Origin of the sequence: Propionicicella superfundia DSM 22317, from assembly GCF_000423465.1 — a bacterium.
Lineage (GTDB): Bacteria > Actinomycetota > Actinomycetes > Propionibacteriales > Propionibacteriaceae > Propionicicella > Propionicicella superfundia.
In genome coordinates this window covers 982,192-1,008,522 of record NZ_KE384020.1, presented here as the reverse complement: position 1 = coordinate 1,008,522, position 26,331 = coordinate 982,192, and the positions used below count along the sequence as shown (strand labels likewise).

Here is a 26,331-nt window from a genome sequence, read left to right as displayed (position 1 = left end):
CCGACGCATCCTCGCGCAGGCACCCCCACCCGGGACGAGACGCCCGCGGGCAGGCGCGACAGCGCGCGGGGGCGACCCGCGATGAGGGACGCCCCCGCCCCGCATCACCCCGCGAGCTCGCCCGAGTGCTCGGTCTGGAACTGCGAGATGCCGCGGAAGACCTCCCCGTCGGCGAGGCTGCGGTACGCCTTGGTGAACACCGCGAACAACTCGTCGTAGCGGGCATGGGCGGCCGCGTCCGGCTCGTAGGTCGCGGTGACGCGCACCATGGCATCGACGGCCTCCCGGGTTGACGAGAACACCCCGGCCCCGACGGCGCCGATCACCGCCGCACCCAGGACGGCGCATTCGCTCTCCTCGAGGGCCACGGTGGGACGTCCGTAGATGTCGGTCTGGATCTGGCACCACAGCCTGCTCCGGGTGGCACCGCCCGACAGGCGGATCTCATCGAGCGGCGTGCCCATCCGCGTGAAGAACTCCAGGATGTCGCGCGTCTCCAGCGACACCCCCTCCATGACGGCTCGGGCCATCGCCCCGGTGCCGTGGGCGAAGGTCAGGCCGAGGAAGCACCCACGCGCGTCGGAGTCGAAGTGCGGCGCGACAGAGCCCGCGAGATAGGGCAGGTACAGCAGCCCCTGAGACCCTGCAGGGACCTTCGCGGCCATCCCGTTGAGGACGTCGAACGCGTTCTGCCCGGTCTGCGACTCCACGAACTTGCCCAGATATCCGATCGAGTCGCGGAACCAGCGGTAGGAACTGGCCGCGGCCGCCTGAAGGCCCTCCGAGATCCACAGCTTCTCTCCGGGAACCGCGGAGGCCGAGCAGTTGATGCGGCACGCCGGGTCGAAGCGCGGCTGATCCTGATGGGCGATGCTCACGCCGGCGGTGCCCAGGGTCACCTCGGCCAGCCCCGCCGAGATGACGCCTGCTCCCACCGCCGCGCACTGCTGATCGCCGCCTCCGACGATGAGGGGCGTCCCCTCGGCGAGTCCCGTCCGGGCCGCGGCCGCCGCGTCGACCGTGCCCACCTGGGTGCCCGACGGCACCAGCTCGGGCAGCAGGGATCGGTCGATGCCCATCTCGGCAAGGAGCCCGTCGTCCCAGTCGAACGTGCGGATGTTCATGAGCCCGTACAGCGACCCGTTGGAGTAGTCCTGGTACCACCCGTCCGTGGCGCCCATCTGCCGCAGGAACCACTCCTGCGTCGTGAGGACCTTGGCGGTGCGTGCCATCGTCTCGGGCTCGTTGCGCTGAGCCCAGAGGATATGCGGCGCGGTCCACACCACCGACGGCGGCATGCCGACGATGTCGTAGTAGCGCTCGACCCCGATGTGCTCGTTCATCCAGGCGACCTCGGCCCCGCAGCGCGTGTCCTGCCAGGAGATGCCCATGCCGTCTCGCAGAAGCCGGCCGGACTCGTCCACGAACAGGTGGAGGCACCGCTGAGTCGAGAAGCTCACGGCCTTGATCTCGCGCGGGTCCAGACCCGACGTGCCGATGACCTCGGACAGCACCTCGTCGTTGGACCGGCTGAGCATGTTGATGTCCTGATCGACCCAGCCGGGCCGCGGGTACACGCACCCGTACTCCCGATAGGCCTCCGCGACGATACCGCCCTGGAGGTTGTAGATCTTGGCCTTGACGCCGGTGGTTCCGGTGTCGAGCCCGATGACGTAGTTCACGATTGGCTCCTTTGCCGAACTCTTATGGACGCGGCGAAGCCCCTGCCTGGGGCCTCGTGATTGTTTCGAAAACCTCGAAGACCTCGTCGAGGAAGGTCTCGGTCCAGCGCCCGGCGAACGCCAGGACGTCGGACACCGTGGTGCGCTTGCGCATGAGTCGTGCGTGGGTGAAGGCCCACCTGGCCATCTCGGTGCTGATTCCCGACGGAATCTCCTCGAAGCGGACGGGATGGCCCGCGGCGGTCAGGGCGGCGACGAAGCGGGCCGGCTCGACGGTGTAGCGGCGCAGATCCTCGCGGAGCACGTCCCACGAGCCGAGCGCCGAGGCGATGACGTCGCCGTGCTCGTTCCACGAGCGCAGCTTCACCGAATAGTCCTTCCAGCACTCGCGCCAGACGCGGTCGTCGGCCGAGACCGGGGTGAACGCGCGGCGGACCGTGTCGCGCAGGTCGGTCTCGTCCAGCCTCGTGAGGTCGGGGATCGGCGGCTCCTTGGAGCTCAGCAGCAGATCGAAGGCGATGAGGCTGAGGATCGTCGCCACGGCGCACTGCGAGCCATGGTTCCCGATGGGCCTGCCGTCCCTCGCGGCCGACATGTCGAGGGTGTGGCTCGTCACATGTTCGAGACCCGACAGGGGAGCGGACTCGCCGGCCAGGGTCATCGCGAGCCCGCACGCGGACAGTTCGACCGCGAGCGTCTCCGCCCGGTCCGCGCCGGCGGAGAAGGCCGGATCGAGCGCCAGGAAGCGGTCTCGTCCGGGACGCATGAGTTCCCAGGACGCCGGTTCCCACCACCCGAGCCCGAGCCGGTCGCACAGGCGATAGTCGGCGAAGGAGGCGGCGGCGACGGAATTGTCGCCGACGCCGCCGAGGGTGTACTCCTCCGGGGCGTCGGAGAGGGTCTGCGTGTCGAGCACGAGGACGTCGGGCAGGCGCGACGGCAGCGTGCGCTTGACCCCGTCCACGGTGACGACGCTCATTCCCGACGTGTAGGCGCACACCGAGTTCGCCGTCTGCACCGAGACCAGACGAAGGCGGTCGCCTGTCTCCGTCTCCCACTCGTGGAGCGCTCGTTTCGCGATGTCGACGACGGTGCCCGAGCCCAGGGCGATGACCGTCGTCCCGCCCCGCAGGCTGTCGCGGACGCTCTGGATGTGCGCCGGTGTCGTGTGGGGATCGTCCTCGTCGATCACGGTCGTCGAGACCTCGAGCCCGGCTGCGGAAAGCCGGTCGGCGACCAGTTCCTTGAGGTGCTCGCCGGCGCGCAGGATGACCGTCCTGTCCTGCACGATCAGCACCCGCCGCAGCCCCTGTTCCCGGGCGGCGGGCACGATCTCGCGCCACGCGTCGGGACCCAGCAGGACCTGGGACATGCCGCACGCGAGCGCCGCGCGGCGCACGTCGTCGAGCCGGGACTCACGCATGATCGCCGCCGGGATCGGAGTACGGCGGCCGGTGGCGCCGCACAAGGTCGGTGTAGTCCCCGATCTGGCGGGCCCGCTCCTGCGGAGTCCAGGACAGGTGACCTGCCAGGATGTCCGCGACGTCCTCGATGCCGCCGAGACCGCCTTCGGCGTCCCAGAAGAACAGCGAGGTGCGGCGGACCATGAGGTCGGCGAGGGAGCAGCAGTACTCCTCCTCCAGGCAGTAGCGGACCTCCGCCACCGTCACGCCCCGTGGCGCGATCACCGCGCGCGCGGCCTCGTCGGCGCTCCACCGGGTGAGGATCGCCGATGCGTTCGCGCCGTAGTGGCGCATCCACCGGTCGGCGAGATCCTGCGGGACGTCGGCGGCGGCGAGCCGGTCGCGCGTCGCGGCGACCGCCGTGGGATCGCCCCCGGAGATCGGCACGCGGTTCGCGGCGTACGCGCGCGTCGTCCGGCCGAGAGCCTGCACAGCGCGGTCGACGACGTGCTTGGCCATCACTCGATTGCTCGTCAGCTTGCCGCCGGTGATCGTGATCATGCCGCCGGGACCGGTCTCGACGCGGTGCTCGCGGGAGGCATTGCCCACCGACGTGCCGGGCGCCGGCGCGATCAGCGGCCGCAGCCCGGCCCAGGAACCGATGACGTGGCTCTCGTCGACGTGGGCGTCGGGGATCGTGCGGTTCGCCACGTTCAGCAGGTACCGCACGTCCTTCTCCGTCGGCTCGACCCGGTCCACATCGCCGGTGTACTCGGTGTCCGTCGTCCCGATGTACACGCGGTCGGCCTCCAGCGACGGTGTCGGCCAGGTGACCCGGCCGTCGTCGGGGGAGCGCAGGAAGATGGCGGTGTTGAGAGGGAAGACCGCCTTGTCCAGCACGATGTGAACGCCTTTGGACGGCTTGAGCCGGGCGACCGGAGCGCCGTACTCCTCGGCCACGAGCGTGCCCGACCACGGTCCCGTGGCGTTGACGACCGTGCGGCCGCGGAAGGTGACGGCCTGACCGGTCAGCTCGTCCACGCCGAGGACCCCCGTCACGTGCTCGCCCTCGCGGAGGAGTCCGTCGACGCGGACGTGGTTGACGAGGACCGCGCCCTGCTCGGCCGCCCCCTTGGCGATGTCGAGCGTGAAGCGCGCATCGTCGGTGAGGACGTCGTAGTACAACCCGCCGCCGCGCAGTCCGTGCGGGTCGAGGTGCGGTTCGCGTTCCAGGACCTTCTGCGCGGACAGCATGTGGTGCCGCCGCTTGCGCCATTGGCCGGATGCGGCGTCGTAGAACGTGAGGGCGAAGTTGAGCATGCCGAGGCCGTACGAGTCGCCGTCGTACACGAGGTAGAGGAACGGGTCCACGCGCGTGAGATGCGGGGCCAGCCTGAGCGTCAGTTCGCGCTCGCGCAGCGACTCGGCGACGAGCTGGAACTGATACGTCTCCAGATAGCGCAGGCCGCCATGGATGAGCTTGGACGAGCGGCTGGATGTGCCGGCGGCGAAATCGTCCTTCTCCAGCAGCAGGACGCGGAGTCCGCGGAGCGCGGCGTCGCGGGCGCACGCGGCACCGGTGACGCCGCCTCCCACCACGATCAGGTCGAACTCCGTGGACTGCGCGTCGATCACGGACGGGCGGCTCGGGACGGGCATTGTGACTTCTTTCGACGATCTCGGAGCGGGACGGCTAGAGGCCGAGCTTGCCGGGGTTGAGAATGCCGGCGGGATCGAGCGCTTCCTTGATCTTCTCCAGCACGAGGTGGGCAGATCCGAGGGAGCGCCGCGAGTAGGGGGAGCGGGCGAGCCCGCCACCGTGGTGATGGGAGAGTTCGGCCCCGAGTTCCAGGCACACCCGCATCGCCTCGTCCCAGATGGCGCGCAGCCGGGTGACGGCCTCCTCGTCGTCCCTGGTCCGGCCGAGCAGGATCACGTACATGGACGTCCCCTGCGTGTACACGTGGGAGAAGTGACTGAGCACCTCGTCGGAAAGCGGAGCCAGGGCCGTCTTGAGCGCGGTGTACAGCGCACCGATGCCGTCCCAGTTGTGGGCGACCTCGATCGTCTCGGCGAAGCCACCGGGCTCGGCGACGAGGTTCTCGACGGTCGAGAAGTCGAAGCGGCGCTCCATCCAGGCCGCCGCGGCGGCGGGTCCCAGGAGCCGGCCGCCGCGGGACGTGCACAACTCGTGCAGGGTGCTCAGCTCGGCGTCGGCGATGGCCTGCGGCCCGCGTGTCCCGAGGAAGAAGACCGGGCCTGCCGCCGTGGGATCCTGCAGCGCGTGCCGCGCCTCGTCGCCGTCGTAGAAGCGCAGCAGGAACGGACGCAGCCCCAGGAGTGCCTGTTCGCGCATGACGTCCAGCCCCGACTCCACCGTCGGCATCGAGACCGTCGACAGCAGCGTCGGCAGCCGCGCGGGGAAGATCTTCAGCGTCACCGAGGTCACGACGCCGAGCGTGCCCTCGGAGCCGATGAAGATGCGTCGCAGGTCGGGCCCCATGGCTGCCCGGGGGGAGGCCTTGAGCTCGATCGTCTCGCCGGTGGCCAGCACCACCGTGTAAGCCGTGACGAGATCCTCGATGCCTCCGTACATGGACGAGAACTGGCCCGTGGCCAGGGTCGATACCCATCCGCCGACCGTCGAGCGGAGCAGCGACTGAGGGGAGTGGCCGAGCGTGAAGCCCTGTTGGGCGAGCGCTGCCTCCAGGTCGCCGCCGTTCTGGCTGGCCGTGGCGGTCACCGTCATGTTGCGCTCGTTGACGGTGTGGCTCGCGGGGATCGCGGAGACGTCCAGCACGATCCCGCCCCGCACGGGGAGGGGCTGTCCGGTGACGGAGGATCCCAGGGAGCGGACGGTCACCGGCACGCCGTGCGACGTGGCGAGCCGGAGCACCTCGGGCACGACGTCGAAGGAGCGTGGCCGGACCACGAGCTCGGCCTGGTACGGGTGGCGGCCGAGGTTCGCGAGCTTCGTGGACAGCGGCCACGTGTCGTGGCTGCTCGCGGCGAGGGCGGCGGGGGAGCGATCGACATCTTCGGCGCCGAGGAGGGCGGTCAGGGTCTCGACGACGGTGTCCGGCAGGGCCATGAGGAATCCTTCAATAATCCGATAATGGACTAATCCGGAATCAGACTAAAGGGTGGCGCCGCGGGTGTCAACGGATAGCCTGATCCTCGACGCGGAAAGGGAGAGATGCTGCAGCAGCCGATCGAGGGCATAGCCGGCACGACGTCGGGTCTGCACCGAGCCGTGCGCGCGATCGTCGAGGACGCCCTCACGCGAGGGGTCGGCGAGACGCTGTCGACCAACGGCGATTTCCGCGAGAGGCTGGGCGTCGGGGCCGGGACGCTCCAGCGCGCGCTGGACCTGCTCGCCGACCGGGACGCGCTCCGCACCACCTCGCGCGGGCATCTGGGTCGGCGCATCGACGCGATCGGGCTGGGCGACTGCTGGCAGGCGGCCGGGCTGAGCCCCGTCCGTTTCCTCCTGTCCCCGGCGGGGCCGGTCGAGCTGGACGTCCTCGAAAGCGCACTCGGCGATGAGCTCACGGCCCTCGGCGTCCCGTACACCGTGCACCATTCCCGCGGCGGGAACGGCCGGCTGCGCGGGGTCTCGCAGGGCGACTACGACGTGGCCGTCGTGTCCGCCGGGACGCTGGACGGTGCCCGCCGGTCGCTGGCGTTGCAGGGTCTCGGCGAGGCCCGGGTCCTGGGGGCGGGCACCTACTACGCCCCGGACCGACTCGTGATCCTGCGCGGGCCCGCCGCCGCGGATCCGGTCGGAAGGCACCGTGTCGCGATCGACCGGGAGTCCTTCGACCACGAGGCGCTGACCCTGGCGGAGTTCCCCGCCGCCGAGGGGTACGAGTACGTCCAGATGGACTTCACCGAGGTGCCCGCGCGCGTCCTCGCGGGCCTTGTCGGCTCCGGTGTGTGGCACATCACGGCCTCCGCGGTGCCGCTCTTCCTCACCGGGCTCACGGCCGACCAGATGGCGACGCCCGAGGGGCGCCGGGTGCGGGACTCCCTGTCGGCCGCGGCGGCGGTCGCCTCCGCGGGCCGTCCCGAGTTGAAGGCCGTCCTCGACGCCCTCGACCTGGCCGGGCTGGAGCAGCGTCAGCGCGCCCGGATCGACGCAGAGAACGGGTCGGTCGCAGCGCTGGCCGCCGAGAGCCGCCGGCACGCCGCCGGCGTATGAGCCGTCCTCGGGGGCGCACGTTGCGCGCTCCGACCACGGCCGGCCGGACCACTGAGTATCTGACAATTCGGGTCGACATGCACGCCCACGACAACTGAAGTTGTCGGCATGGAGATCGCCGAGTCGGCCCCGAAGCACGGCATCCAGGACGCCGACATGGTGCACGCCATGGACTACGCCATCCGGCGTCCACATCATGGATGGCTACCTGATGTTCGTCGGCCCGGTCCGCAATGGCCAGATCCTCGAAATCGGGTACAACCCGACCACGGACCGCCTCTTCCACGCGATGGCGGCCCGTCCCAAGTTCCTCTGAGGAGGGGTGATGCTCATGCGGACCGAAGACGAGATGCTGACCGAGATCGAGACCGCGGACGATGGTCGCGGCCCGGACCCGCTCATGACGCTGGAGGGCGACGCCCTGCAAGCCGTCCTCGCCGCCGTGAAGGCGCGGACCACGGCGCAGGAGGCCATAGACGCTGCGGTTCAGCGTGCCCGCGACGAGGGCGCATCCTGGACCGTCATCGGCTCCATTCTCGGCGTGTCACGACAGGCGGCACGGCAGCGGTACTCGGCCGCCTGACCCCTCCCCGACAGGACGAGCCGGCCGGCTGATCGACAAGTTCTCAGCCGTCGGTCCGTCCGGGCTTCGTGGCCGGAGGGAGCGGAGCGAAGAACAGGGTGAGGACGAGACCGATCGCCATCGCCACCGTCGGCATGAGGACCGCCTCCGCCATGGCCCGGGAGAACGGCTCCGCCAGGAACTCCGGCAGGGCGCTGCTCTGGGAGGCGTCCGCGGCTGCCGCACCGTCTCCGAGATGGGCGGCGATGCGGCTCTCCATGGCCGCGGTGATGGCGGCGGACCCCAGGACGGCCCCGACCTGGCGCGTGGTGTTGTACACACCGGACCCGGCCCCGGTCTGCTCCGGAGGCAGGCGGTAGGTCGCGAGGAGAGAGAGCGGCGACCACACCATCGAGCCGCCCGCGCCGTTCAGCGCCGAGGCGAGAAGAAGCAGCGCATACGGGGTGTCGGAGTGGATCGTGAGGTACATGACGAGCGCGGCGAGTATCGACAAGGCGAAGCCCGTGAGCGCGAGCCACTTCGGATCGACGCGCTGGACGAGCTGACCCACCGGTCGCGCCATGATGACCGACATGATCGCCGACGGTGCCAGCACCAGCGCGGCCCAGGTGGGACTGAGCTCGCGCGCGGTCTGCAGATAGAGGATCACCGGCAGCATGACGGCGGTGATGGCGAAGGACTGCGCCGCGACGGCGACGCTGGAGATGCTGAAGTTCCGGTCGCGGAACAGCGACATGGGGATCAGCGGCTCGTCGTGGTTCAGGATCTCCCAGATCACGAAGCCCGCGAGGAGGACGACGCCCGCGGCCACGAGGCCCCACACCGAGATCTGGACGGGGGTCTGCCGGCCGAGGATCGTGACGCGGTCGACGATCACGCCCCAGTCGTATCGCTCGCCCTCCTGGATGCCGAAGACGAGCACGAGCATCGCGACGGACGACAAGGCGACGCCGAGCCAGTCCATGCGGTGGTCGTGGACGGGGAAGCGAGGCACATACCGCAGAGCGACGAGGACCCCGATCACCCCGACGGGGAGATTGACGAAGAAGATCCACTCCCAGCCCAGCGAGTCGGTGAGCAGCCCGCCGAGGATCGGCCCGACCAGGGTCGCGACACCGGCCGTGGCACCCCACAGCGACATCGCGGGCCCGCGGGACCGGCCGGGGAACATCCGCGTGATCGCCGTCATGGTCTGGGGCGAGATGCACGCCGCGCCGAGCCCTTGCACCGTTCGTGAGGCGATGAGGGCCTCGATGCTGTCGGACAGACCGCACGCGAGGCTGGCGATCGTGAACACCACAAGACCGATGATGTACAGGTTCTTCGGGCCGAACCGGTCGCCGAGGCGACCGGTGATCAGCAGGGGCACGACGTAGGCCAGCAGATAGGCGCTGGTCACCCACATGACGCCGGTCAGATCGGTGTCCAGGTCGGCGCGGATCCTCGGCAACGCGATCGTCACGATGGTCGAGTCGACCATGATCATGAAGAAGCCCACGACGAGCGCCCACAGAGCCGGCCAGGGACGGTCCAGGCGCGGGTCGGCAGGCGCGGTCGACAGACCCGACCCGGCCGCCTCGACAGGAGGTCGGTCGGTCGCCGGGGCGTCGGTCCGCCTCCGCGCGGCCGCACCGGTGTCGACGTTCTCGTCTGCTGCGTCCATCGAGCCCCTTTCGGCAACCTCCACATTCAACACCCGCGCACCGACAGGACGAAGGCGGGCCGGAATCCGGTCGGGCGGCGTACCGGCCGCGACGGGACGCTCTTGGCGGGCCCTCCTAGGGTGGGCGTGATGTCTCGCTGCCCAGCGCGACGAGAACGCCGAGTCCGACCCGCCCGACCGCTCCGAAAGGTCCCCGAGTGACAGGCCGCGACCCTTCCGCCACAGATCTCCTCACGAACGACATCCCGGACGTCCCCGCGTCCGGCGGGCCGACGAGCCCGGTTGACCCCGTCACCGCTCCCGACAGCGCACCGGCCTGGTTCCTGCGGCTCCTCAAGGGCGTGGTCATCGGGATCGGGGCGATCCTCCCGGGCCTGTCCGGCGGCGTGCTCGCCGTGGTCTTCGCCGTGTACGACCCGCTGATCCGGTTCTTCGCCGACATGCGGCGCAACTTCTCGGCCAACGTACGGTTCCTGGCGCCGATCGTCCTCGGTGCGGGGATCGGCATCCTCCTGTTCTCGCTCGTGGTCGAGGCGGCGTTCGGGCGATTCGCAGCGCAGTTCACCTGCCTGTTCATCGGCTTCGTCATCGGAACCGTGCCGTCGCTGTACCACCAGGCCGGTCGTCGCGGCCGGACGCGGCGGCACCTGGTCGTCCTGGGCGTCTCCGCGCTCGGCATCGCGTCGATCATGATCCTCGGCGGCGGGCTCCTCGTGGCGGTCACGCCGAGCATCCCGGTCTGGCTCGGCTCGGGCGCCCTCATCGGCCTCGGGCTCGTGGTCCCGGGGCTGAGCCCGTCCAACTTCCTCCTCTACTTCGGCCTCTACGACAAGATGGCCGCCGGCATCGGGCACCTCGACCCGGCGGTGGTCCTGCCGCTCGGCGCCGGGGTCGTCGGGTGCACGCTCCTGCTGGCGAAGGGCGCCGCGTGGCTGTTCGACCACCACCACGCAGGCATGTACCACTTCATCGTGGGGACGGTGGTGGGATCGTCGCTGGCGCTCGTCCCCGTCGTGGTGCTGCCCGCGTTCACCCCGTCCGGACTGGCCGCGTCCGGCCTGGGTCTCGGCGTCGCCGTGGCATTCGGGGCCGCGATGCTGATCCTCGGCGTCCTGGCGTCGTATCTGTTCGGCCGGTTCGAGAACGGTGTCGAGCGGCGTCGCGCGGGCGCGTGAGCGGCCTGGGCCGCTCAGGCGCCCGCGCTCCGCGTCCGGCTCAGCCCTTGGCCTCGACGGCCTTCGCGAGCGCCTCGACGTACGGGTCCATCCCCCACGTGAGCGACAGGGCCGTCGGCGGGGACACCGACGCCACGCTGGCCTGCCCGACGACCTGCGCGACCGTGCCGGCCGCGACCTGCGGCAGGAGTTTGGCCCGGTCCGACTTCAGGAAGGCGTCCATCTCCGTCTGTGAATCCGCGTACACGACGAGCACGTCGCTGGTGAGCTGGTCCAGCTTCTCGTACGGCAGCGTGTAGTAGAAGGTGGCCTCCTTCGTGTCCAGGGCGGTCACGCTGGGGGCCGAGGTGAAGCCCAGATCCTCGGTGAACTGCACGCGCGGGTCGGCCGGCAGGTACACGTAGAAGTTGCCGGAGGTGTCCCAGACCTGGGCGACGGTCACGTCGGCGAACTCGGGATGCTCGGCGGCCTCGGCGGCGATCGCCTTGTCGATGTCGCTCAGCACCGCCTTCGCCTTCTCCTCCTGTCCCAGCGCCGTGCCGACGATCGTGACGACGTCACGCCACGGCGTCGACCATGCGGTCTCCGGGTAGGCGACGACCTTGATCCCCAGTCCGGTGAGCTGGTCGTACTCGGCCTGCGTGAGCCCGGAGTACGGGGCGAGGAACACGTCGGGGTCGAGGGCGGCGACGGCCTGGACGGGCACCTCGTTGGTCGACGAGTCGAGCATGGTCGGCGTCTCGGCGCCGAGATCGGCGAGCTTCGTCTTGATCCACGGGAGCAGGCCGGACTCGTCGCCCCCGTACGTCTGCTTCGGGATCCCGACGGGCACCTCGCCGAGGGCGAGGACGGCGTCGGCCGCACCCCAGCCCCAGGTCACGATGCGCTGCGGCGGGCTGTCGATGGTGGTCTCGCCGAAGGCGTGGGCGATGGTCACCGGGAAGCCGGCGGCCTCGGCGGCCGCGGTCGTCGGAGTGGTCGCGGGCGCCGAGCAGGCACTGGTGAGCGCGAGCAGGGTGGCCATCAGCGCGGCGGCGACGCTCAACCGCGTTCTTCTTCTGGGCATGGTCGTTTCCTTTCGTCGGGTCATGTCTCGTCCGCGGAGGCGCGTACGCCGCCCGGGACGGGCACGACGAGGGGAGTCGTGGTGAGCGGGTCGGGAATGATGAGGGCCTCGAGGCCGAAGGCCTCGGACACGACGGACGGGGTGAGGACGTCGGCAGGGCGTCCCTGCGCGATGACGGCGCCGCGGCTCATGACCACGAGTTCGTCCGCGTACCGCGCAGCCAGGTTGAGGTCGTGGAGGACCACCACGACGGTCGTGCCGCGCTCGCGATTGAGCCGGACGAGCAGGTCGAGCACCTCCAGTTGGTGACTGAGGTCCAGGAACGTGGTCGGTTCGTCGAGCAGGAGGATCCGCGGATCCTGCGCGAGCACCATGGCGATCCAGGCGCGCTGCCGCTGCCCGCCGGACAGTGCGCCGATCCGGCGCTCGGCGAGCGGTGCCGTGCCGGTGGCGGCCAGCGCCTCGTCGACGGCCGCGGTATCGGCCGCCGTCCAGCGGCCGAACAGCCCCCGGTGCGGGTAGCGGCCTCGCGCCACGAGTTCGGCGACCGTGAGGCCGTCGGGTGCCACCGGGTGCTGGGGAAGGATGCCGAGGGTGCGGGCCAGCGTCCGCCGGGGGATCGCGTGGATGTCGGTGCCGTCGAGCTCGACCGTGCCGGCGAGCGGGGGGATGAGTCGCGCGAGCGTGGACAGGAGGGTCGACTTCCCGCTGGCGTTGGCGCCGATGAGCACGGAGACCCGGCCCGGGGAGACGGTGAGCTCCAGTCCGTCGAGGACCGTCCTGTCCGGGTAGCCGGCGCCGAGCGTGCGGGCCCGCAGCGACGGGGTCGTCGGTGCGCTTCGATGGGTCATGCGCGGCGTCCCTTCGACGTGGCGAGCAGCCAGAGCAGATAGGGCGCGCCGACCGCTCCGGTGACGACGCCGACCGGGACGCTGAGCCCGGGCAGCGCGTACTGACCGGCCAGGTCGGCGGTGAGCAGGATCAGCGCACCCGCGAGGCCCGCGGCGGCGAGCGCGGCGGATCCGTGGCCGACGAGCGCGCGGGCGATCGGCGGCGCGCACAGGGCGACGAATCCGACCGGGCCGATCTGGGCGGTCGTCGCGGTGGCGAGAAGGACGGCGGTGACGACGATCGCGATGCGGGCCGTCGCCGGGGCGAGGCCGAGCCCGCGGGCGACCGGGTCGCCGAGCGCGAGGATCGGAAGGCTCCGGGCGGCGCCGATGAGGCCGGGCAGGCACACCGCCAGCGCCAGGCCCACGATCCCGACCGGCATCCACGACGTCGCTCCGAGGCTGCCGGTGATCCACACGATCGCCGACTGGGCGTCGTTGAGCTGCGCCCGTTTCAGCAGATAGCCGACCAGCGCCGAGCACAGGTAGGCGATGCCGACACCGGCCAGGACGAGCCGGTAGCCGCCGTCCGACAGCCGCCTGGACACGCCGAGGAGGATCGCCGCGACGGTCATGCCGCCGACGAAGGCCGCCCCGGCGACAGCCGCCCCGGTGTACCCCATGACGACGGTCGCCCAGACCGCCGCGACGCCGGCGCCGCCGCTGATGCCGAGCAGGTCGGGGCTGGCGAGGGGGTTCGCCAGCATCGACTGGAACAGGGAGCCGGACAGCCCCAGCGCGGCGCCGCAGAGGACGGCCAGTGCGACGCGGGGGAGACGCACCTGCGTGACGATGTACACGTCGACGCGGGAGCCGATGCCGAGGAGGGCACGGAGTGCCTCGTCCGCGGTGAGGCGGTAGTCGCCGAGGAGCAGTCCGAGGAGGATCGCGCCGGCGAGGAGGACGGCCAGGGCGACGGCGGTCACGGCGGCGCGCGCCCGGGTCCGGCTCCGGATCGCCACGAGGGCGCTCACAGGGACACCGGCCTGCGGCGGAGGACGAGGGACATGAGGGCGGGCGCTCCCAGGAAGGCGACGATGAGCCCGGCCTCGAGTTCTGCGGGGGCCGCGACCACCCGGCCCAGGACGTCCGCGCCGACGAGCAGCACGCCGCCGAGAGGGATCCCCGCGGCGACGATCCACCGGTAGTCCGTCCCGACGAGCGCCCGCGCGACGTGCGGGACCACGAGCCCGACGAAGACCAGCGGGCCCGCGATGGCGGTCGCGGAGCCGCACAGCAGGACGATGGCGATCATCGCGAGCGTCCGTGTCCGGCGCACGCTGTGCCCGAGCCCGCGGGCCGTGTCGTCCCCGAGGGCCAGCAGGTTCAGCCCCGCCGCGGTGATCAGAGCGAGGACCAGGCCCGCGCCGATGACGGGGGCGACGAACCACGCCTCCGACAGGCCTCGCCCGGTGAGGGAGCCCACCGACCAGAACCGGTACGTGTTGAGGGCGGTCGTGTTCGTCGTGAGGACGAGCATCGACAGCGAGGTGAGCCCTGCCGTGACGGCGGCGCCGGTGAGGGCGAGTTTCGCCGGAGTGGCCCCGTCGCGCCCGGCGGACCCGATGGCGTACACCGCGACGGCCGCCAGCGCGGCACCGAGAAATGCGAACCACACGAAGGCGCTCGGCTGTGTCAGCCCCAGCACGGTGATGGCCGTGAGCACGGCGAAGGACGCTCCGGCGTTCACCCCCAGCAGGCCCGGGTCGGCGAGGGGGTTCCGTGTCAGTCCCTGCATCATGCCGCCGGCCGCGGCCAGGGCCGTCCCGGCCAGCACGCCGATGACGGTGCGGGGGATCCGCTGCGTCAGGACGACGAGGTGATCGGGATTCTGCGGGTCGGCGTGCAGCAGGGCGTCGAGGACGATCCCGGGATCGATCGGGCGTGTGCCCACCATGACGCTGAGCAGGGCGGCGACCGTCAGGGTCAGCAGTCCGGCGCCGAGGACGACGATGCCGCGGGCGGCGCGGGTGCCGGGGCTCATCCGGTCCGTTCGGCCCGGCCGAGCCGCCAGTAGCCCATGAACGCGACCTTCGCCCGGTCGACACCGTGACCGCCGACGAGCAGGGCGCGGAGCGCCTTCACCGTGGCGGACTCACCGGCGATCCATGCGTAGAACTCACCGTCGGCGTCGCCGGGACTGTCCCAGAGCAGGTCGCGATCGACGTCGATGTCGGTGAGGGGCTGGTGCCGCGTCGTCGCGGCGGCACCCAGGACGTCCCCGGCGTGGGTCGCCCAGTCGGTGACGGCGTGCCGTAGGGGCGCTCCGTGGGGCGCGTCCCCGCGCCCCAGCCAGTTGACGCGGACGTCGCCGGTGGTGCGCAGCGGCTGGGCGTCGGCCTCGTCGGGGACTTCGATGAACGCGTCGGCGGCGATCCCCGGAGCCAGACTCTCGACGATCGCGCAGATCGCGGGCGCCGCCGTCTCATCGCCGGCCAGCAGGACCCGCCGGGCGGTGCCGGGCCGCCAGTCGAGGCCGATGCGCGAGTCGGGGCTGCGTTCGTCGGGACCCACCACAACGACGTCGTGGCCCGGAGAGGCGTTCGCGGCCCAGGTGCTGCCGGGTCCGGTGTCGCCGTGGACGACGATGTCGATGTCCAGCAGGCGGGCGTGCGGGTCGATCCGGCGAACCGTGTAGGTGCGCATGGGCGGTCGGCGTCCGGAGGGCAACGCGCGCCACCGTTCGTACCAGGTGCCGGCGTCGATGACGGCCGCATCGGCCTGCCCGACGTCGGCGAGCGTCCCGTCGGGGAGGGGGAGGATGAGCTTGACGCGCTGGTCCAGCCCGGCGCCCCCGAAGTGGGCGAGGTCGGCGCCCGTCAGGGACACGCGGACGAAATGCCGGCCGAGCCTGCGGGTGGCGGCGACGCGGACCGCGTACGGACGGTACGCGGGGCGGGGCGCGGAGAGCCTGGGCACGGACGACATTCGACAAGGTTAGCCTTGCCTTATTCCGACGCTCAACCCGGACGCGGCCCGCATGGGACGGCCAGGGGCCCGCACGAGGGCGGGACCGGGACGACGACGCCCCGGCCCCGCCCCCGCGGTCAGTCGCGGTCGCCGCGGAGGATCGACTCGGCCGCGTGCCGGGCCCCCTGCGGATCGGTGGCGGCGAGCGCGGCCTGCGCCGCAGCCTGGCATTGGGCCAGCGTGACCGAGCCCAGCATGCTGCCGACCCCGGGGATGGCCTTGTCGGCCATCGACAGGTAGCTGATGCCGAGACCGACGAGGACGCAGCCGAGCAGCGGGTCGGAGGCCGCCTCGCCGCAGACGCCGATCGTCTTGCGCGTCTTCGTGCAGGCGGTCGCTGCGAGCGACAGCATCCGCAGCACCGCGGGCTGCCAGGGGTCGTTGAGGGATACCAGCGAGGGTGACAGCCGATCGGCCGCCATCGTGTACTGGGTGAGGTCGTTCGTCCCGACCGACATGAACTCGACCTCGGCGATGAACTCGTCGGCGAGGACGCAGACGGCAGGAACCTCCACCATGATGCCGGGGATCATGCCCCTGCTGCGCACCTTGGCGGCGAACTCCCGGGCCTCGTCCACCGTCGCGATCATCGGCGCCATGACCCAGGCGCGGCCCTCGGCCCCGGAGTCCTTGCGGCCCTGGGCGATGGCGTCGAGCTGCCGGTCGAGCATCCCCTCGGGCTTGAGACTCTGCAGCCGGATCCCGCGGACCCCGAGCGAGGGGTTGTCCTCCTTCTCGTGGAGCACGAAGGGGACCGGCTTGTCGGACCCGGCGTCGAGCGTCCGGACGACGACCTTGCCCTCGGGGAACGCCGCGAACACGCCGGCGTAGAGCTTCGCCTGGTCCGTGACGCTCGGCTCGGTCGCCGTCTCGGAGAACGCCAGCTCCGTCCGGAACAGACCGACGCCCTCGGCCTGGGTCTGCGCGGCCTCCTGCGCGGTCGCCACGCTCTGGACGTTCGCGAGCAGTGCCACCTGGTACCCGTCGGCGGTCCGGCCGGGGCCTTGCCACGTGCGGACCGCGTCGCGGCGGGTCCTGTCCTCGGCGATGAGGCGCTCGACCGATGACGGGTCGGCCTCGGTGCTGACCGTGCCCCGTCCACCGTCGACGAGGACGACCTCGTCCTCGGAGATGGTCGCCAACCCCGGCACGGCGACGACGCACGGGATGCCGCGCTGCCGCGCCACGATGCTGGTGTGGCTCGTGGGCCCGCCTTCGGACAACACGAGGGCCTGAACGGTGGCCGGGTCGAGCATGGCCGCGTCGGCCGGGGAGAGATCGGTCGTCAGCAGGACGATCGGGGTGTCGCTCTCGGGGATCCCGAACTCGGGCAGGTCCATGAGGACGCCGACGACCCGGTCGCGGATGTCGCGCAGGTCCGTGGCGCGCTCGGCCATGAGCCCGCCCAGTTTCTGCATGGTCTGGATGAAGCTGTCGATCGAGTCGATCATGGCCCCCTCGGCGGCGGTGCCGGCGGCGATCTCCTTGCGCGCCATGCGCATCAGTCCGCGGTCCTTGACCAGACCGGCGGTGGCCTCCAGCACCTTCTTGGTGTCGGGTTCGGCGACTCGTTGCGCGCGCTCCAGATAGCCCTGCTCGACCGCCGCGACGGCCGCCTCGAAGCGTTCGAGCTCGGCGGCCCGGTTCGCCTCGGGAACGGGTGCGAAGGCGGACGCCTTGATCTCGGGACGGGCCGCCGCCCAGCGGGCGGGGGCGTAGGCGACACCGGCGACGACGCCGGTTCCCGTGAGCTGTGTCATGTCGGTCTCCTTACTCGGGAACGGGTGGGCTACTGCGGGTCGAGGTCGGTCTCGACCAGGGCGGCGATCGCCTCGACGGCGGCCTCGTCCTCGGAGGAGACGAGGATCTCGTCCCCCGCCTCGGCGCCGAGGGTCATCAGCATCAGGCTGGACGTGGCGACGACGCCGTCGTCCTCCTCCCCGACCAGCGCGACGGTGATCTCCTCCTCGAATCGTCCGGCAGCCTCGGAGATGAGCGTCGCGGGGCGGACATGCAGACCGGTCGTGGAGCCGACCCTCACAGTCTTGGAAAACATCTTCGTTCCTTTCGGATGTCCCTGGGGCGAGCCCTGGCCATCGGTGCCGCATGCGCTTCTTCGTCACAGCCGCGCACCGTGGGTGGGTTGTAGAAGCTCAGGCTAGCGGCGCAGGGGCGTATCCCACCATGGGTAAGGGGATCCGAGGCGAACGGATGGAGACGGGCACGCGGACCTGGGCGGGTCTTTGTCCCGGAAGCACCGGGGAACGTGGAGGGCCCGGCGCGTGTCTCAGGGCACCCGGTGGACCCACTCGGGGGTGGCGAACTTCGTCTCCACGAGTTCGCGGGCGCGGGCGAGCTCGGCCTCGGTGTAGTCGGCCTCGACCGTCGTGTACAGGCTCACGAAGTGCTCCGTGAAGCGATCCATGATCGCCGCCCGCGGGAGTCCGGTCTGGGAGCGCATCGGGTCGACCCGCTTGTTGGCCGACTTCGTCCCCTTGTCGGACAGCTTCTCCCGGCCGATGCGCAGCACCTCCAGCATCTTCGCGGAGTCCATGTCGTAGGCCATGGTGACGTGATGGACGACCGAGCCGTTGGCGAACCGCTTCTGCGCCGCGCCGGCGATCTTTCCGGCCTTCGACGCGACGTCGTTGATCGGGACGTAGAACGCCTCGACCCCGACCTTGCCCAGGGCCCCGAGCAGCCACTGGTCGAGGAACTCGTACGACTCGACGTAGCTCAGGCCGTCCACGAGAGTGCTCGGCACGACGAGGGAGAACGTGATGCAGTTGCCGGGCTCCATGAACATCGCCCCGCCGCCGGACACGCGCCGGACGACCTCGATGCCGTGTCGGGCGGCCCCGTCGGGGTCGATCTCGTTGCGGTAGCTCTGGTAGGACCCGATGACGACGAGCGGGGAGTCCCAGTCCCAGAACCGGAACGTCGGCCCGCGGCGCCCGGCGGCCATCTCCTCGGCGAGCACCTGATCCAGCGCCACGTGCATCTTGGGGTCCATCGTGCGGGTGGGCAGCACCTCGAAGTGCTGGTCCGACCAACTGGTCGCGTGGCCGAGCGCCCGCCGCACCGCGCTGGCGACGCCGTCGCTGGTGAATCCGATGAGCGCCGCCCCGGTCGGGAGCGCCCCGTCCAGGACGGTCACGAGCTCCGATTTGGGAGTGTCCGACGGCAGCTCGGTGAGCGCCTGATTGATGGCTGTGAGGGCGTCGTCGGGTTCGAGGAAGAAGTCTCCGGACACCGAGACGTCGGTCAGCAGGCCGTCCGCGACATCGAGGTCCACTGCGACGAGCTTGCCTCCGGGCACCTTGTATTCACCATGCATGGGTCCGATTATGGCGCGCCGTCCACACCCCGTGGCTCGCGAACCCGGCCCTGGGACGGCAACTGGTCGCGCCACGCGACCGAGCCCGTCTCGCCGCGGACTAGAGTACGGGGCCGTGGCAGACCTGCGCCGCTGGCTGGCGGACACCCGACCCCTGCGAACCCCCGCCTTCCGGCGGTTGTGGACGGCCAACATCGTGACCGTCATCGGGGCTCAGCTCACCGTCGTCGCGGTGCCGGCGCAGATCTTCGCGATCACCCAGAGCTCGGCGTACGTCGGGCTGACCGGCATCTTCGGGCTCGTGCCGCTCATCGCGTTCGGGCTGTGGGGCGGCGCGCTGGCCGACCACTTCGACCGGCGCCTGCTGCTCGTCATCACGACGCTGGGGCTTATCGCCACGAGTGTGGCGTTCTGGCTGCTGGCGCTGCTGGGGGTCGGCGACGTGTGGGTCCTGTTGTCGGTGTTCGCCGTGCAGCAGGCGTTCTTCGCCGTGAACCAGCCGACGCGGACGGCGATCCTGCCGCGACTGCTGCCTGCGGCGCTGCTGCCGGCGGCGAACGCCCTCAACATGACGGTGACGATGGCGGGGGCGATCGCCGGCCCGCTCGTCGGCGGGGCGCTCATCCCCGTGTTCGGGTTCACGTGGCTGTACTTCCTGGACGCGGTCAGCCTCACGGCGACGCTGTGGGCCGTGATCGTCCTGCCACCGCTGCCGGTGACCGAGCGTGTCGGCAGCCCGGGCCTGCGTGCCGTGGTGGACGGGCTGGCCTATGTCCGCTTCCAGCCGATCCTTCTCATGAGCTTCCTGGTGGACCTCATCGCCATGATCTTCGGCATGCCCCGCGCGCTGTTCCCCGAGATCGCCCACGTCCAGTTCGGTGGCCCTGAGGAGGGCGGACTGGTGTTCGGCCTGCTCAGCGCGGCGATCCCCGTCGGCGCGGTGCTGGGAGGCATCTTCTCCGGCTCGGTGTCGCGCGTCGTGCGGCAGGGACGGGCGGTCGTGCTGGCGGTCGTCGTCTGGGGCGTCGCGATGGCCCTCGCAGGCGTCGCATCCTGGTTCGCGCCGTCCGCCTGGCTGCCGATGCTGATCGCCGTCGCCGTCGCGCTGGCGATCGGCGGGGCCGCCGACATGGTCTCGGCCTCGTTCCGCCAGGCGATGCTGCTGTCGGCCGCCGACGACGCGGTGCGGGGCCGGCTGCAGGGGGTGTTCATCGTCGTGGTCGTCGGCGGGCCCCGGATCGCCGACACCCTTCACGGGTACGGTGCGGCACTGGTCGGCGCCCCGGGCGCGACGACGATCGGCGGCGTGCTCGTCGTAGTGTTCGTCACGATCGCGGCGCTGGCCCTTCCGGCGTTCTGGCGCTACGCGCGCCCGGCGTCCTTCACCGCGGGGACCGAGCTCAGGGAAGGCTCAGCAGGCGCATGACCGTGCGGCCGACGCCCGAATCGGCGTTCGAGCCGGCGACGGGGTACCCCCGTGCGGCGACCCGCGGGTGGCCCTCGGACATCCGGTAGGGCATACCCGCCCAGTCGAGCATCTCGACGTCGTTCGGCATGTCCCCGAAGGCGGCGACCTCGGCGGCGTCGATCCCCATGTCGCGGCACAGTGTGGCCAGCGACGTCGCCTTCGAGACGCCGGGCGCCATCAGCTCCAGCAGTCCGTAGGTCGCCTTGGCCGAGTACGTCGCCTCGAGGTCGGCGCCGATCACGGGTGCGAGCCGGGTGTGCATCTCCTCCGAGGACAGGTCGTCGCTGAAGACGAGAACCTTCATCACCTCTCCGCGTCGGACCAGGTCCGTGATCTCTCCGGCGGCGAAGAACACCCGTTCGTCGCGGGGGAGGGCCGGTTCGCACGCGAAACCGGCCGGGAACTCCAGGCCGAAGACGACGTCCGGCGCGGCACCGCGGATCCTGGACGTGACGTCCACGACGACATCGGGGACGATCGACTGCACCTGCGACAAGGCGCCGGTGGCCAGGTCGCACACCGCCGCGCCGTTGCTGACGACGACGAGCGGATGGGCCAGGGACAGGTCGTCCAGGCACGACAGCCAGCGGCTCGGTCGTCCGGTGGCGAAAACGAACGGCACTCCCAGTTCGGCGGCGCGTGCGACGGCGGCGGTGTTGTCCTCGGAGACCGTGCCGTCCGGGCTGAGGAAGGTGCCGTCGAGATCCGAGGCGATCAGTCGCGGCCGGCGCACGGCGGCCATGTCACGGCCACCTGATGATCAGGCGCCGGTTGGGCGACTCCGACGAGCCCCCGCCGCTGGCGGTGCCGCCCGTGGGGGAGATGAACGTGGGCGTCTTCGTGTGGCTCGGGATGTCGCCGGGGGACTCCGACGGCGTGCCGGACCCCGACGGCGAGCCGGACGGGGAGCCGGAGGCGCTGCCCGATTCGGTGGGGGACCCGGACGGGGAGCCGGAGGCGCTCTGGGGCGACTCGGGGGACCCGGATCCGCTGTTCGGCGATCCGCCGCTGGTCGGCACCGGGGGCGGGGGCGAACCGGCGTTGTTGTTCTGGAAGATGAGGATCGCGATGAGGACCGCGAGGGCGGCGATCAGGAGCATGATCAGCCACGAGACGAGGATCGAGACCCACCCCGCCCGCTCGTGCTTTCCGGGCCAGGGCAACGGCCACAGCCGCGCCATCCCCGGCCGGGTGTCGTCGACCCAGTGCAGTCTGTAATCCGGTCCGGACGGGGTTCCCTTGGGCGGCAGCGTCGCGAGGGCGACCTCGGAGAGGATGCGCTGTGCCTCGGCCGCGGCGGCCGGCGAGTGGTCGTTGGCGATCGCGACCCACGGTGCCAGCTCCTGGTCGTCGGGTTCGACCGGGTCGTCCTCTTCGCTGCGGAACTTCCCTCCGAGGCGTCCCTCGTCCTGTCCGTGGCCGCCCCGGGCCACGACCGTGTCGATGTCGAGCTCGTTGACGATGCCGGCGAGCCGGTCGCGCGCGGCGGCATCCTCGGCCGCGCCGGCCGAGAGCAGGATCAGCAGGACGTCGACGCCGTCGCCGTGGGCGAGGTAGGTGACACCGGCCGGGGCCGACAGCAGGCGCGCATCGAGCCAGAAGTCGCCGATCTTCGGTGGATCCTCGGGCAGGAGGGGTGTCGACATCATCCCGGACGGATATGGTCCGTGTCCCGGTGGTGGTGTCGTCATGGCTCCCGCTTCCGCGCGCCGGACCCTCCGGCGGCATGTTCCGCTTCCCCATTGTGCCCGACCCGGCAGGGGCACCGTGATACGGCCTTCCCGGGCGCCCGTGGCCACCGGGTATCGTTGGCGAGGACGTCCGCGCCGTCCGGAGACCCGTGCACACACAGGAGACCGAGTGACTACTCCCATCCAGACCGACCCGAAGAGCGCCACGGCTCACGCGGCCCGGATCCTCGGCGAGGCGATCGCGCAGGTACAGCGCGTCATCGTCGGCCAGGAACACATGGTCGAGCAGCTCATGGTCTCGCTCCTCGCGAAGGGGCACTGCCTGCTGGAGGGTGTGCCGGGTGTCGCCAAGACCCTGGCGGTCCGCAGCTTCGCCACGGTTGTGGGAGGCGACTTCGCCCGCGTCCAGTTCACGCCCGACCTCGTGCCCTCCGACATCGTCGGCACGCGCATCTATTCGGCGTCGCAGGAGAAGTTCGACATCGCGCTCGGGCCCGTGTTCGTGAACTTCGTCCTCGCCGACGAGATCAACCGCGCCCCGGCGAAGGTGCAGTCGGCGATGCTCGAGCTGATGGCCGAGAAGCAGGTCTCGATCGGGGGCCAGACCTATCCGGCGCCGAAGCCGTTCATCGTCATCGCGACGCAGAACCCCGTGGAGTCCGAGGGCGTGTACCCGCTGCCCGAGGCGCAGCGCGACCGGTTCCTGCTGAAGGTCGACGTCCCGTACCCGCGCGGCAACGAGGAGTTCGAGATCCTGCGCCGGATGTCGGTGCAACCCCCCGAGCCGCAGCCGGTGCTCAACCCCGAGATCGTCCTCCGTCTGCAGGACCAGGCATCGAACGTCTTCGTGCACAACCTCGTGGCCGAATACATCGTCCGCCTGGTGCTCGCGACCCGGACGCCCGCCGAGTTCGGGATGCCCGATCTCGAGTCGGTCATCCAGATCGGCTGCTCGCCGCGCGCGACCCTCGGTCTGGTGGCGGCCTCCCGTGCGCTTGCGCTCATCCACGGTCGTGACTACGTGCTGCCGACCGATGTGCAGGCCGTCGCGCGAGACGTGATGTCGCATCGCCTGGTGCTCGGCTTCGACGCCGTCGCCGACAACGTCGAGCCCACCCAGGTCGTGGAGCGCATCCTCGCGATGGTTCCGCCGCCGACTCCGGTGTGGAACGCCCAGCAGCGCCAGCAGGCACATCAGCAGCACCGCCATCAGCCGGAATTCGACAATCGGTGACCGTGGCCTCCACCAAACCGGTCGCCGCGGGTGCCGAGGGATTCTCGGCGCTCGAGTCGGTGCTGCGCGAGCCGACCGCCCCGACTCTTCCGCTGTCCCAGCTCGCGCCCGAGGCGGCGCTGCGCCGGCTCGAGCTCACCGTCGTCCGCCGGCTGGAGGGGTTCCTGCAGGGGGACCACCTCGGGCTGCTGCCCGGGCCGGGGTCCGAGACCAACGATGCCCGTGAGTACGTTCCCGGGCAGGACGACGTCCGCAAGATCGACTGGCCCGTCACTGCGCGCACCGGTACTCCGCACGTCCGCGACACCCTGGCCGACCGGGAACTGGAGGCGTGGGCGCTGCTCGACGTCACGCCGTCGATGAACTGGGGGACCGGCGGCGTCACGAAGCGGGATCTCGGCATCGCGGCGATCGCGACGGTGGGCTTCCTCAGCCAGCGGATGGGTGACCGGTTCGGCGGGGTCGTGATGCGCCCCGAGCAGTTGAAGCGCATCCCCGCCCGCTCCGGCCGCACCGCGCTCTACGGGTTGCTTCGCAAGATGCTGACCGAACCGATCGTGCACGACCAGGCGCCGGGTCCGATCGACCTGCCGCAGGGCATCGAGCAGTTGACGCGGATGCAGCGGCGCCGCGGGCTGCGCGTCGTGGTGTCCGATTTCCTCACCCCGGGCGACTTCGAACTGGATCCGAACGTTCCGCCTCCGTTCGAGCGCCCGCTGCGCCGCCTGTCGGTCCGCAACCAGGTCATCGCCATCCAGGTGGTCGACCGGCACGAGATCGAGTTCCCCGACGTCGGCGACATCTACATCCGCGACCCCGAGACGCAGTTCGCCCGCTATGTGAACACCGGCGACGCGGCGGCCCGCGCGCGCATGGACGCGGCGAGCGCCGCGCAGCGCGAGCGCATCCGGATCTCCCTGCAGCGGGCCAACGTCGGGCACATCGTCTTGCGTACCGACAGAGACTGGGTGCAGGACATCGCGCGCTTCGTGCTGGCCTACCGTCGGGTCGCCAGCATGCTGCACGCGCCGCCGCAGGGAGTGAGTCGTTGATGCCGCAGTTCGAGACCCCGTGGGTGCTGGGGTTCTGGATCCTCGTTCCGATCCTGCTCGGCCTGTACATCTGGTTCTCCCGGATGCGCAGCAAGCGGGGGATGCGGTTCACGAACACCGGGGTGCTCGGCGCGGTCGTGCCGAAGCAGTCGCAGTGGGTGCGTCACGTGGCGGTCGGCCTGTCGCTGATCAGCCTCACGTTCCTCGTCGGCGCCTTCGCCCGGCCGCAGGGGATCGAGCGCGTGCCCCGCGAGCGGGCGACGATCGTCCTCGTGATGGACGTCTCGCAGTCGATGCAGGCCATCGACGTGAAGCCGAACCGGCTGGACGCCGCCAAGGAGTCGGCCGTCGAGTTCGTGCAGAGCCTCCCCAGCGGCTACAACGTCGCGGTCGTGGCGCTGTCCGGCGACCCGCAGATCGTGGCCGCGCCGACCACCGACCGCGGTGCGGTGGAACGCGTCCTGCAGGCACTGACCTTGAAGGACTCGACCGCGGTGGGCGACGCGATCACCGTGGCGTTGAAGGCGCTGGACATGGCGCCGAAGGGCGACGACGGGACGCAGGCGCCCGGCGCGATCGTCCTCCTGTCCGACGGGCAGAACACGACCGGCACCGATCCCCTCACCGCCGCCGAGGCGGCCAAGCAGCGCGAGGTCCCGATCGTCACGATCGCCTACGGCACGGCCAACGGCTATGTCGACATCGACGGCGCGCGCGAGGCGGTGCCGCCCGACACCGAGATGTTGAAGCAGGTGGCCGCGGCGACGGGCGGCGAGGCGTACTCCGCCGACTCGCTGGGGTCCCTGAAGGACGTCTACAAGCAGGCGCGTTCCGAGGTCGGCTACGAGGACCAGAAGAAGGAGACGACGGCCACCTGGGCGTTCTACGGGTTCATCGCCGCAGCGCTCGCCGCGGTCGGTGCCGTTCTGCTGGGAGCGAGGAAACTGTAGATGGTCCCGCTGCTGGAGTTCATGGCGCCCGCACGACTGTGGGGGCTGCTTCTCGTGCCCGTGCTCGTCGCGGTGTACCTGGCGTTCGTGGTGTCGCGCCGGGTCGGGCCGCGGCGCGACAAGAGCCCGCTGGAGCGGATGCTGCCGCAGCAGGCGGCGTGGAAGCGGCACCTCGCCGTGGGAGCGGCGGTGCTGTCCCTGGTGTCCATCAACGGGGCCTGGGCGATGCCGATGAGCCAGATCGACGTTCCCCGCGACCGGGCGACGGTCGTGGTGGCGTTGGACGTGTCCCGCTCGATGATGGCGACCGACGTGAGCCCGGATCGCATCACCGCGGCGAAACAGGGGGCGGTCGAGTTCGTGGACATGGTCCCGGAGCGGTTCAACCTGGCGCTCGTCTCCTTCGCCGGGACGGCGAACCTCGTCGTGCCGCCGTCGACGGACCGGGCGGCGATGAAGAACGCGATCGAAGCGCTCGAGGTGGCCCCGGCGACCGCCACGGGCGACGCCATCTACACGGCGCTGGAGTCACTGAGCCTGGCGCCTGCCGATCCCGACAACCCCGACGAGCCGGTTCCGGCCGCCATCGTGCTGCTGAGCGACGGGCAGCGGACCATCGGCCGGGACGCGATCGAGGCGGCGAAGGCTGCGAAGGAGCAGAACGTTCCCGTCTACACCATCGCCTACGGCACCCAGGGCGGTTACGTCATGGACGGCGGGGTCCGCCAGCCCGTGCCGGTGAACCACTCCGAGTTGGACAAGATCGCCCGTGCGTCCGGTGGGCAGAAGTTCTCCGCGGCGACGCCGCAGGAACTCGAACAGGTGTACAAGACGATCGCGCAGTCGGTCGGCACCGAGAAGGTGAACGTCGAGATCACGTGGATGTTCGTCGGCGTCGCGGCCGGTCTCGGCCTGCTCGCCGCACTGGCGATGATCTCGCTGGCGGCTCGCTGGCCGTGAACCGGC

23 protein-coding genes are annotated in these 26,331 nt (G+C 71.0%); 8 read left to right on the top strand and 15 right to left on the bottom strand.

Annotation, left to right across the window (positions count from 1 at the left end):
* Positions 1-104: 104 nt before the first annotated feature.
* Genes G555_RS19070 through G555_RS0109780 form a run of 4 tightly spaced genes read right to left on the bottom strand, consistent with a single transcriptional unit; the run spans position 105 to position 6,176 of the window.
* Positions 105-1,682, bottom strand: coding sequence for an FGGY-family carbohydrate kinase (locus G555_RS19070; protein ID WP_051208648.1), 1,578 nt, complete (start codon positions 1,680-1,682; stop codon positions 105-107).
* A 22-nt stretch (positions 1,683-1,704) separates the two neighbouring features.
* Positions 1,705-3,105: an iron-containing alcohol dehydrogenase gene (locus G555_RS0109790; protein WP_156887494.1), complete on the bottom strand. Its 1,401-nt coding sequence runs from the start codon at positions 3,103-3,105 to the stop codon at positions 1,705-1,707.
* Positions 3,098-4,744 carry a glycerol-3-phosphate dehydrogenase/oxidase gene (locus G555_RS19065; protein WP_051208646.1) on the bottom strand — a complete coding sequence of 549 codons (1,647 nt, stop codon included), beginning with the start codon at positions 4,742-4,744 and terminating at the stop codon, positions 3,098-3,100. The genes G555_RS0109790 and G555_RS19065 overlap by 8 nt, the downstream gene beginning before the upstream one ends.
* A 34-nt stretch (positions 4,745-4,778) precedes the next feature.
* Positions 4,779-6,176 (bottom strand): FAD-binding oxidoreductase, encoded by a 1,398-nt coding sequence (locus G555_RS0109780; protein WP_028708749.1) that lies wholly within the window; start codon positions 6,174-6,176, stop codon positions 4,779-4,781.
* A 105-nt stretch (positions 6,177-6,281) separates the two neighbouring features.
* Here G555_RS0109780 and G555_RS0109775 point away from each other — a divergent pair, with 105 nt between their 5' ends.
* Together G555_RS0109775 and G555_RS0109765 are read left to right on the top strand one after the other, a co-directional pair.
* Entirely contained in the window at positions 6,282-7,286 is a 1,005-nt protein-coding gene (locus G555_RS0109775) for a YhfZ family protein (protein ID WP_028708748.1), read from the top strand.
* Positions 7,287-7,611: 325 nt separating this feature from the next.
* Positions 7,612-7,869, top strand: coding sequence for a hypothetical protein (locus G555_RS0109765; RefSeq protein ID WP_051208643.1), 258 nt, complete (start codon positions 7,612-7,614; stop codon positions 7,867-7,869).
* 43 nt (positions 7,870-7,912) lie between these two features.
* Here G555_RS0109765 and G555_RS0109760 read toward each other — a convergent pair whose 3' ends face one another.
* Entirely contained in the window at positions 7,913-9,532 is a 1,620-nt protein-coding gene (locus G555_RS0109760) for a DHA2 family efflux MFS transporter permease subunit (protein ID WP_084635041.1), read from the bottom strand.
* Positions 9,533-9,729: 197 nt separating this feature from the next.
* Between G555_RS0109760 and G555_RS0109755 the strand changes: the two genes are divergently transcribed.
* Positions 9,730-10,707: a DUF368 domain-containing protein gene (locus G555_RS0109755; RefSeq protein ID WP_245581237.1), complete on the top strand. Its 978-nt coding sequence runs from the start codon at positions 9,730-9,732 to the stop codon at positions 10,705-10,707.
* Positions 10,708-10,747: 40 nt separating this feature from the next.
* Here G555_RS0109755 and G555_RS0109750 read toward each other — a convergent pair whose 3' ends face one another.
* The 8 genes from G555_RS0109750 to lplAB all read right to left on the bottom strand — a co-directional run bounded on the left by G555_RS0109750 (position 10,748) and on the right by lplAB (position 18,970).
* Positions 10,748-11,773 carry an ABC transporter substrate-binding protein gene (locus tag G555_RS0109750; protein ID WP_028708744.1) on the bottom strand — a complete coding sequence of 342 codons (1,026 nt, stop codon included), beginning with the start codon at positions 11,771-11,773 and terminating at the stop codon, positions 10,748-10,750.
* A 20-nt stretch (positions 11,774-11,793) separates the two neighbouring features.
* The gene (locus G555_RS0109745) at positions 11,794-12,624 is read right to left on the bottom strand and encodes an ABC transporter ATP-binding protein (RefSeq protein ID WP_028708743.1); all 831 of its coding nucleotides are present in this window, start codon (positions 12,622-12,624) and stop codon (positions 11,794-11,796) included.
* The gene (locus tag G555_RS0109740) at positions 12,621-13,637 is read right to left on the bottom strand and encodes a FecCD family ABC transporter permease (protein WP_051208641.1); all 1,017 of its coding nucleotides are present in this window, start codon (positions 13,635-13,637) and stop codon (positions 12,621-12,623) included. Before G555_RS0109740 ends, G555_RS0109745 begins: the two co-directional genes overlap by 4 nt.
* Positions 13,634-14,647: a FecCD family ABC transporter permease gene (locus tag G555_RS0109735; RefSeq protein WP_028708741.1), complete on the bottom strand. Its 1,014-nt coding sequence runs from the start codon at positions 14,645-14,647 to the stop codon at positions 13,634-13,636. Before G555_RS0109735 ends, G555_RS0109740 begins: the two co-directional genes overlap by 4 nt.
* Entirely contained in the window at positions 14,644-15,582 is a 939-nt protein-coding gene (locus G555_RS0109730) for a siderophore-interacting protein (RefSeq protein WP_211223214.1), read from the bottom strand. The genes G555_RS0109735 and G555_RS0109730 overlap by 4 nt, the downstream gene beginning before the upstream one ends.
* A gap of 128 nt (positions 15,583-15,710) precedes the next feature.
* Entirely contained in the window at positions 15,711-17,393 is a 1,683-nt protein-coding gene (locus G555_RS0109725) for a putative PEP-binding protein (protein ID WP_028708739.1), read from the bottom strand.
* Between the two features lie 29 nt (positions 17,394-17,422).
* On the bottom strand, positions 17,423-17,689 hold the full coding sequence (locus G555_RS0109720) for an HPr family phosphocarrier protein (protein ID WP_028708738.1): 267 nt from the start codon (positions 17,687-17,689) through the stop codon (positions 17,423-17,425).
* Positions 17,690-17,920: 231 nt separating this feature from the next.
* Positions 17,921-18,970, bottom strand: a complete 1,050-nt coding sequence (lplAB, locus tag G555_RS0109715; RefSeq protein WP_028708737.1) for a lipoate-protein ligase LplAB — start codon at positions 18,968-18,970, stop codon at positions 17,921-17,923.
* 115 nt (positions 18,971-19,085) lie between these two features.
* Here lplAB and G555_RS0109710 point away from each other — a divergent pair, with 115 nt between their 5' ends.
* Positions 19,086-20,396, top strand: coding sequence for an MFS transporter (locus G555_RS0109710; protein ID WP_211223213.1), 1,311 nt, complete (start codon positions 19,086-19,088; stop codon positions 20,394-20,396).
* Here G555_RS0109710 and G555_RS0109705 read toward each other — a convergent pair.
* Both G555_RS0109705 and G555_RS0109700 read right to left on the bottom strand, forming a co-directional pair.
* Positions 20,371-21,180, bottom strand: a complete 810-nt coding sequence (locus G555_RS0109705; protein ID WP_028708735.1) for an HAD hydrolase family protein — start codon at positions 21,178-21,180, stop codon at positions 20,371-20,373. The genes G555_RS0109710 and G555_RS0109705 overlap by 26 nt on opposite strands.
* Before the next feature lies 1 nt (position 21,181).
* Positions 21,182-22,087 (bottom strand): hypothetical protein, encoded by a 906-nt coding sequence (locus G555_RS0109700; protein ID WP_084635039.1) that lies wholly within the window; start codon positions 22,085-22,087, stop codon positions 21,182-21,184.
* Positions 22,088-22,298: 211 nt separating this feature from the next.
* On the opposite strand from G555_RS0109700, the gene G555_RS0109695 reads away from it, so the two are divergent.
* Genes G555_RS0109695 through G555_RS0109680 form a run of 4 tightly spaced genes read left to right on the top strand, consistent with a single transcriptional unit; the run spans position 22,299 to position 26,325 of the window.
* Positions 22,299-23,363 (top strand): AAA family ATPase, encoded by a 1,065-nt coding sequence (locus G555_RS0109695; protein ID WP_028708733.1) that lies wholly within the window; start codon positions 22,299-22,301, stop codon positions 23,361-23,363.
* 59 nt (positions 23,364-23,422) lie between these two features.
* Positions 23,423-24,415 carry a DUF58 domain-containing protein gene (locus G555_RS0109690; RefSeq protein WP_028708732.1) on the top strand — a complete coding sequence of 331 codons (993 nt, stop codon included), beginning with the start codon at positions 23,423-23,425 and terminating at the stop codon, positions 24,413-24,415.
* Positions 24,415-25,365 carry a VWA domain-containing protein gene (locus G555_RS0109685; RefSeq protein ID WP_036921737.1) on the top strand — a complete coding sequence of 317 codons (951 nt, stop codon included), beginning with the start codon at positions 24,415-24,417 and terminating at the stop codon, positions 25,363-25,365. Before G555_RS0109690 ends, G555_RS0109685 begins: the two co-directional genes overlap by 1 nt.
* Entirely contained in the window at positions 25,366-26,325 is a 960-nt protein-coding gene (locus G555_RS0109680) for a VWA domain-containing protein (protein WP_028708730.1), read from the top strand.
* Positions 26,326-26,331 lie beyond the last annotated feature (6 nt).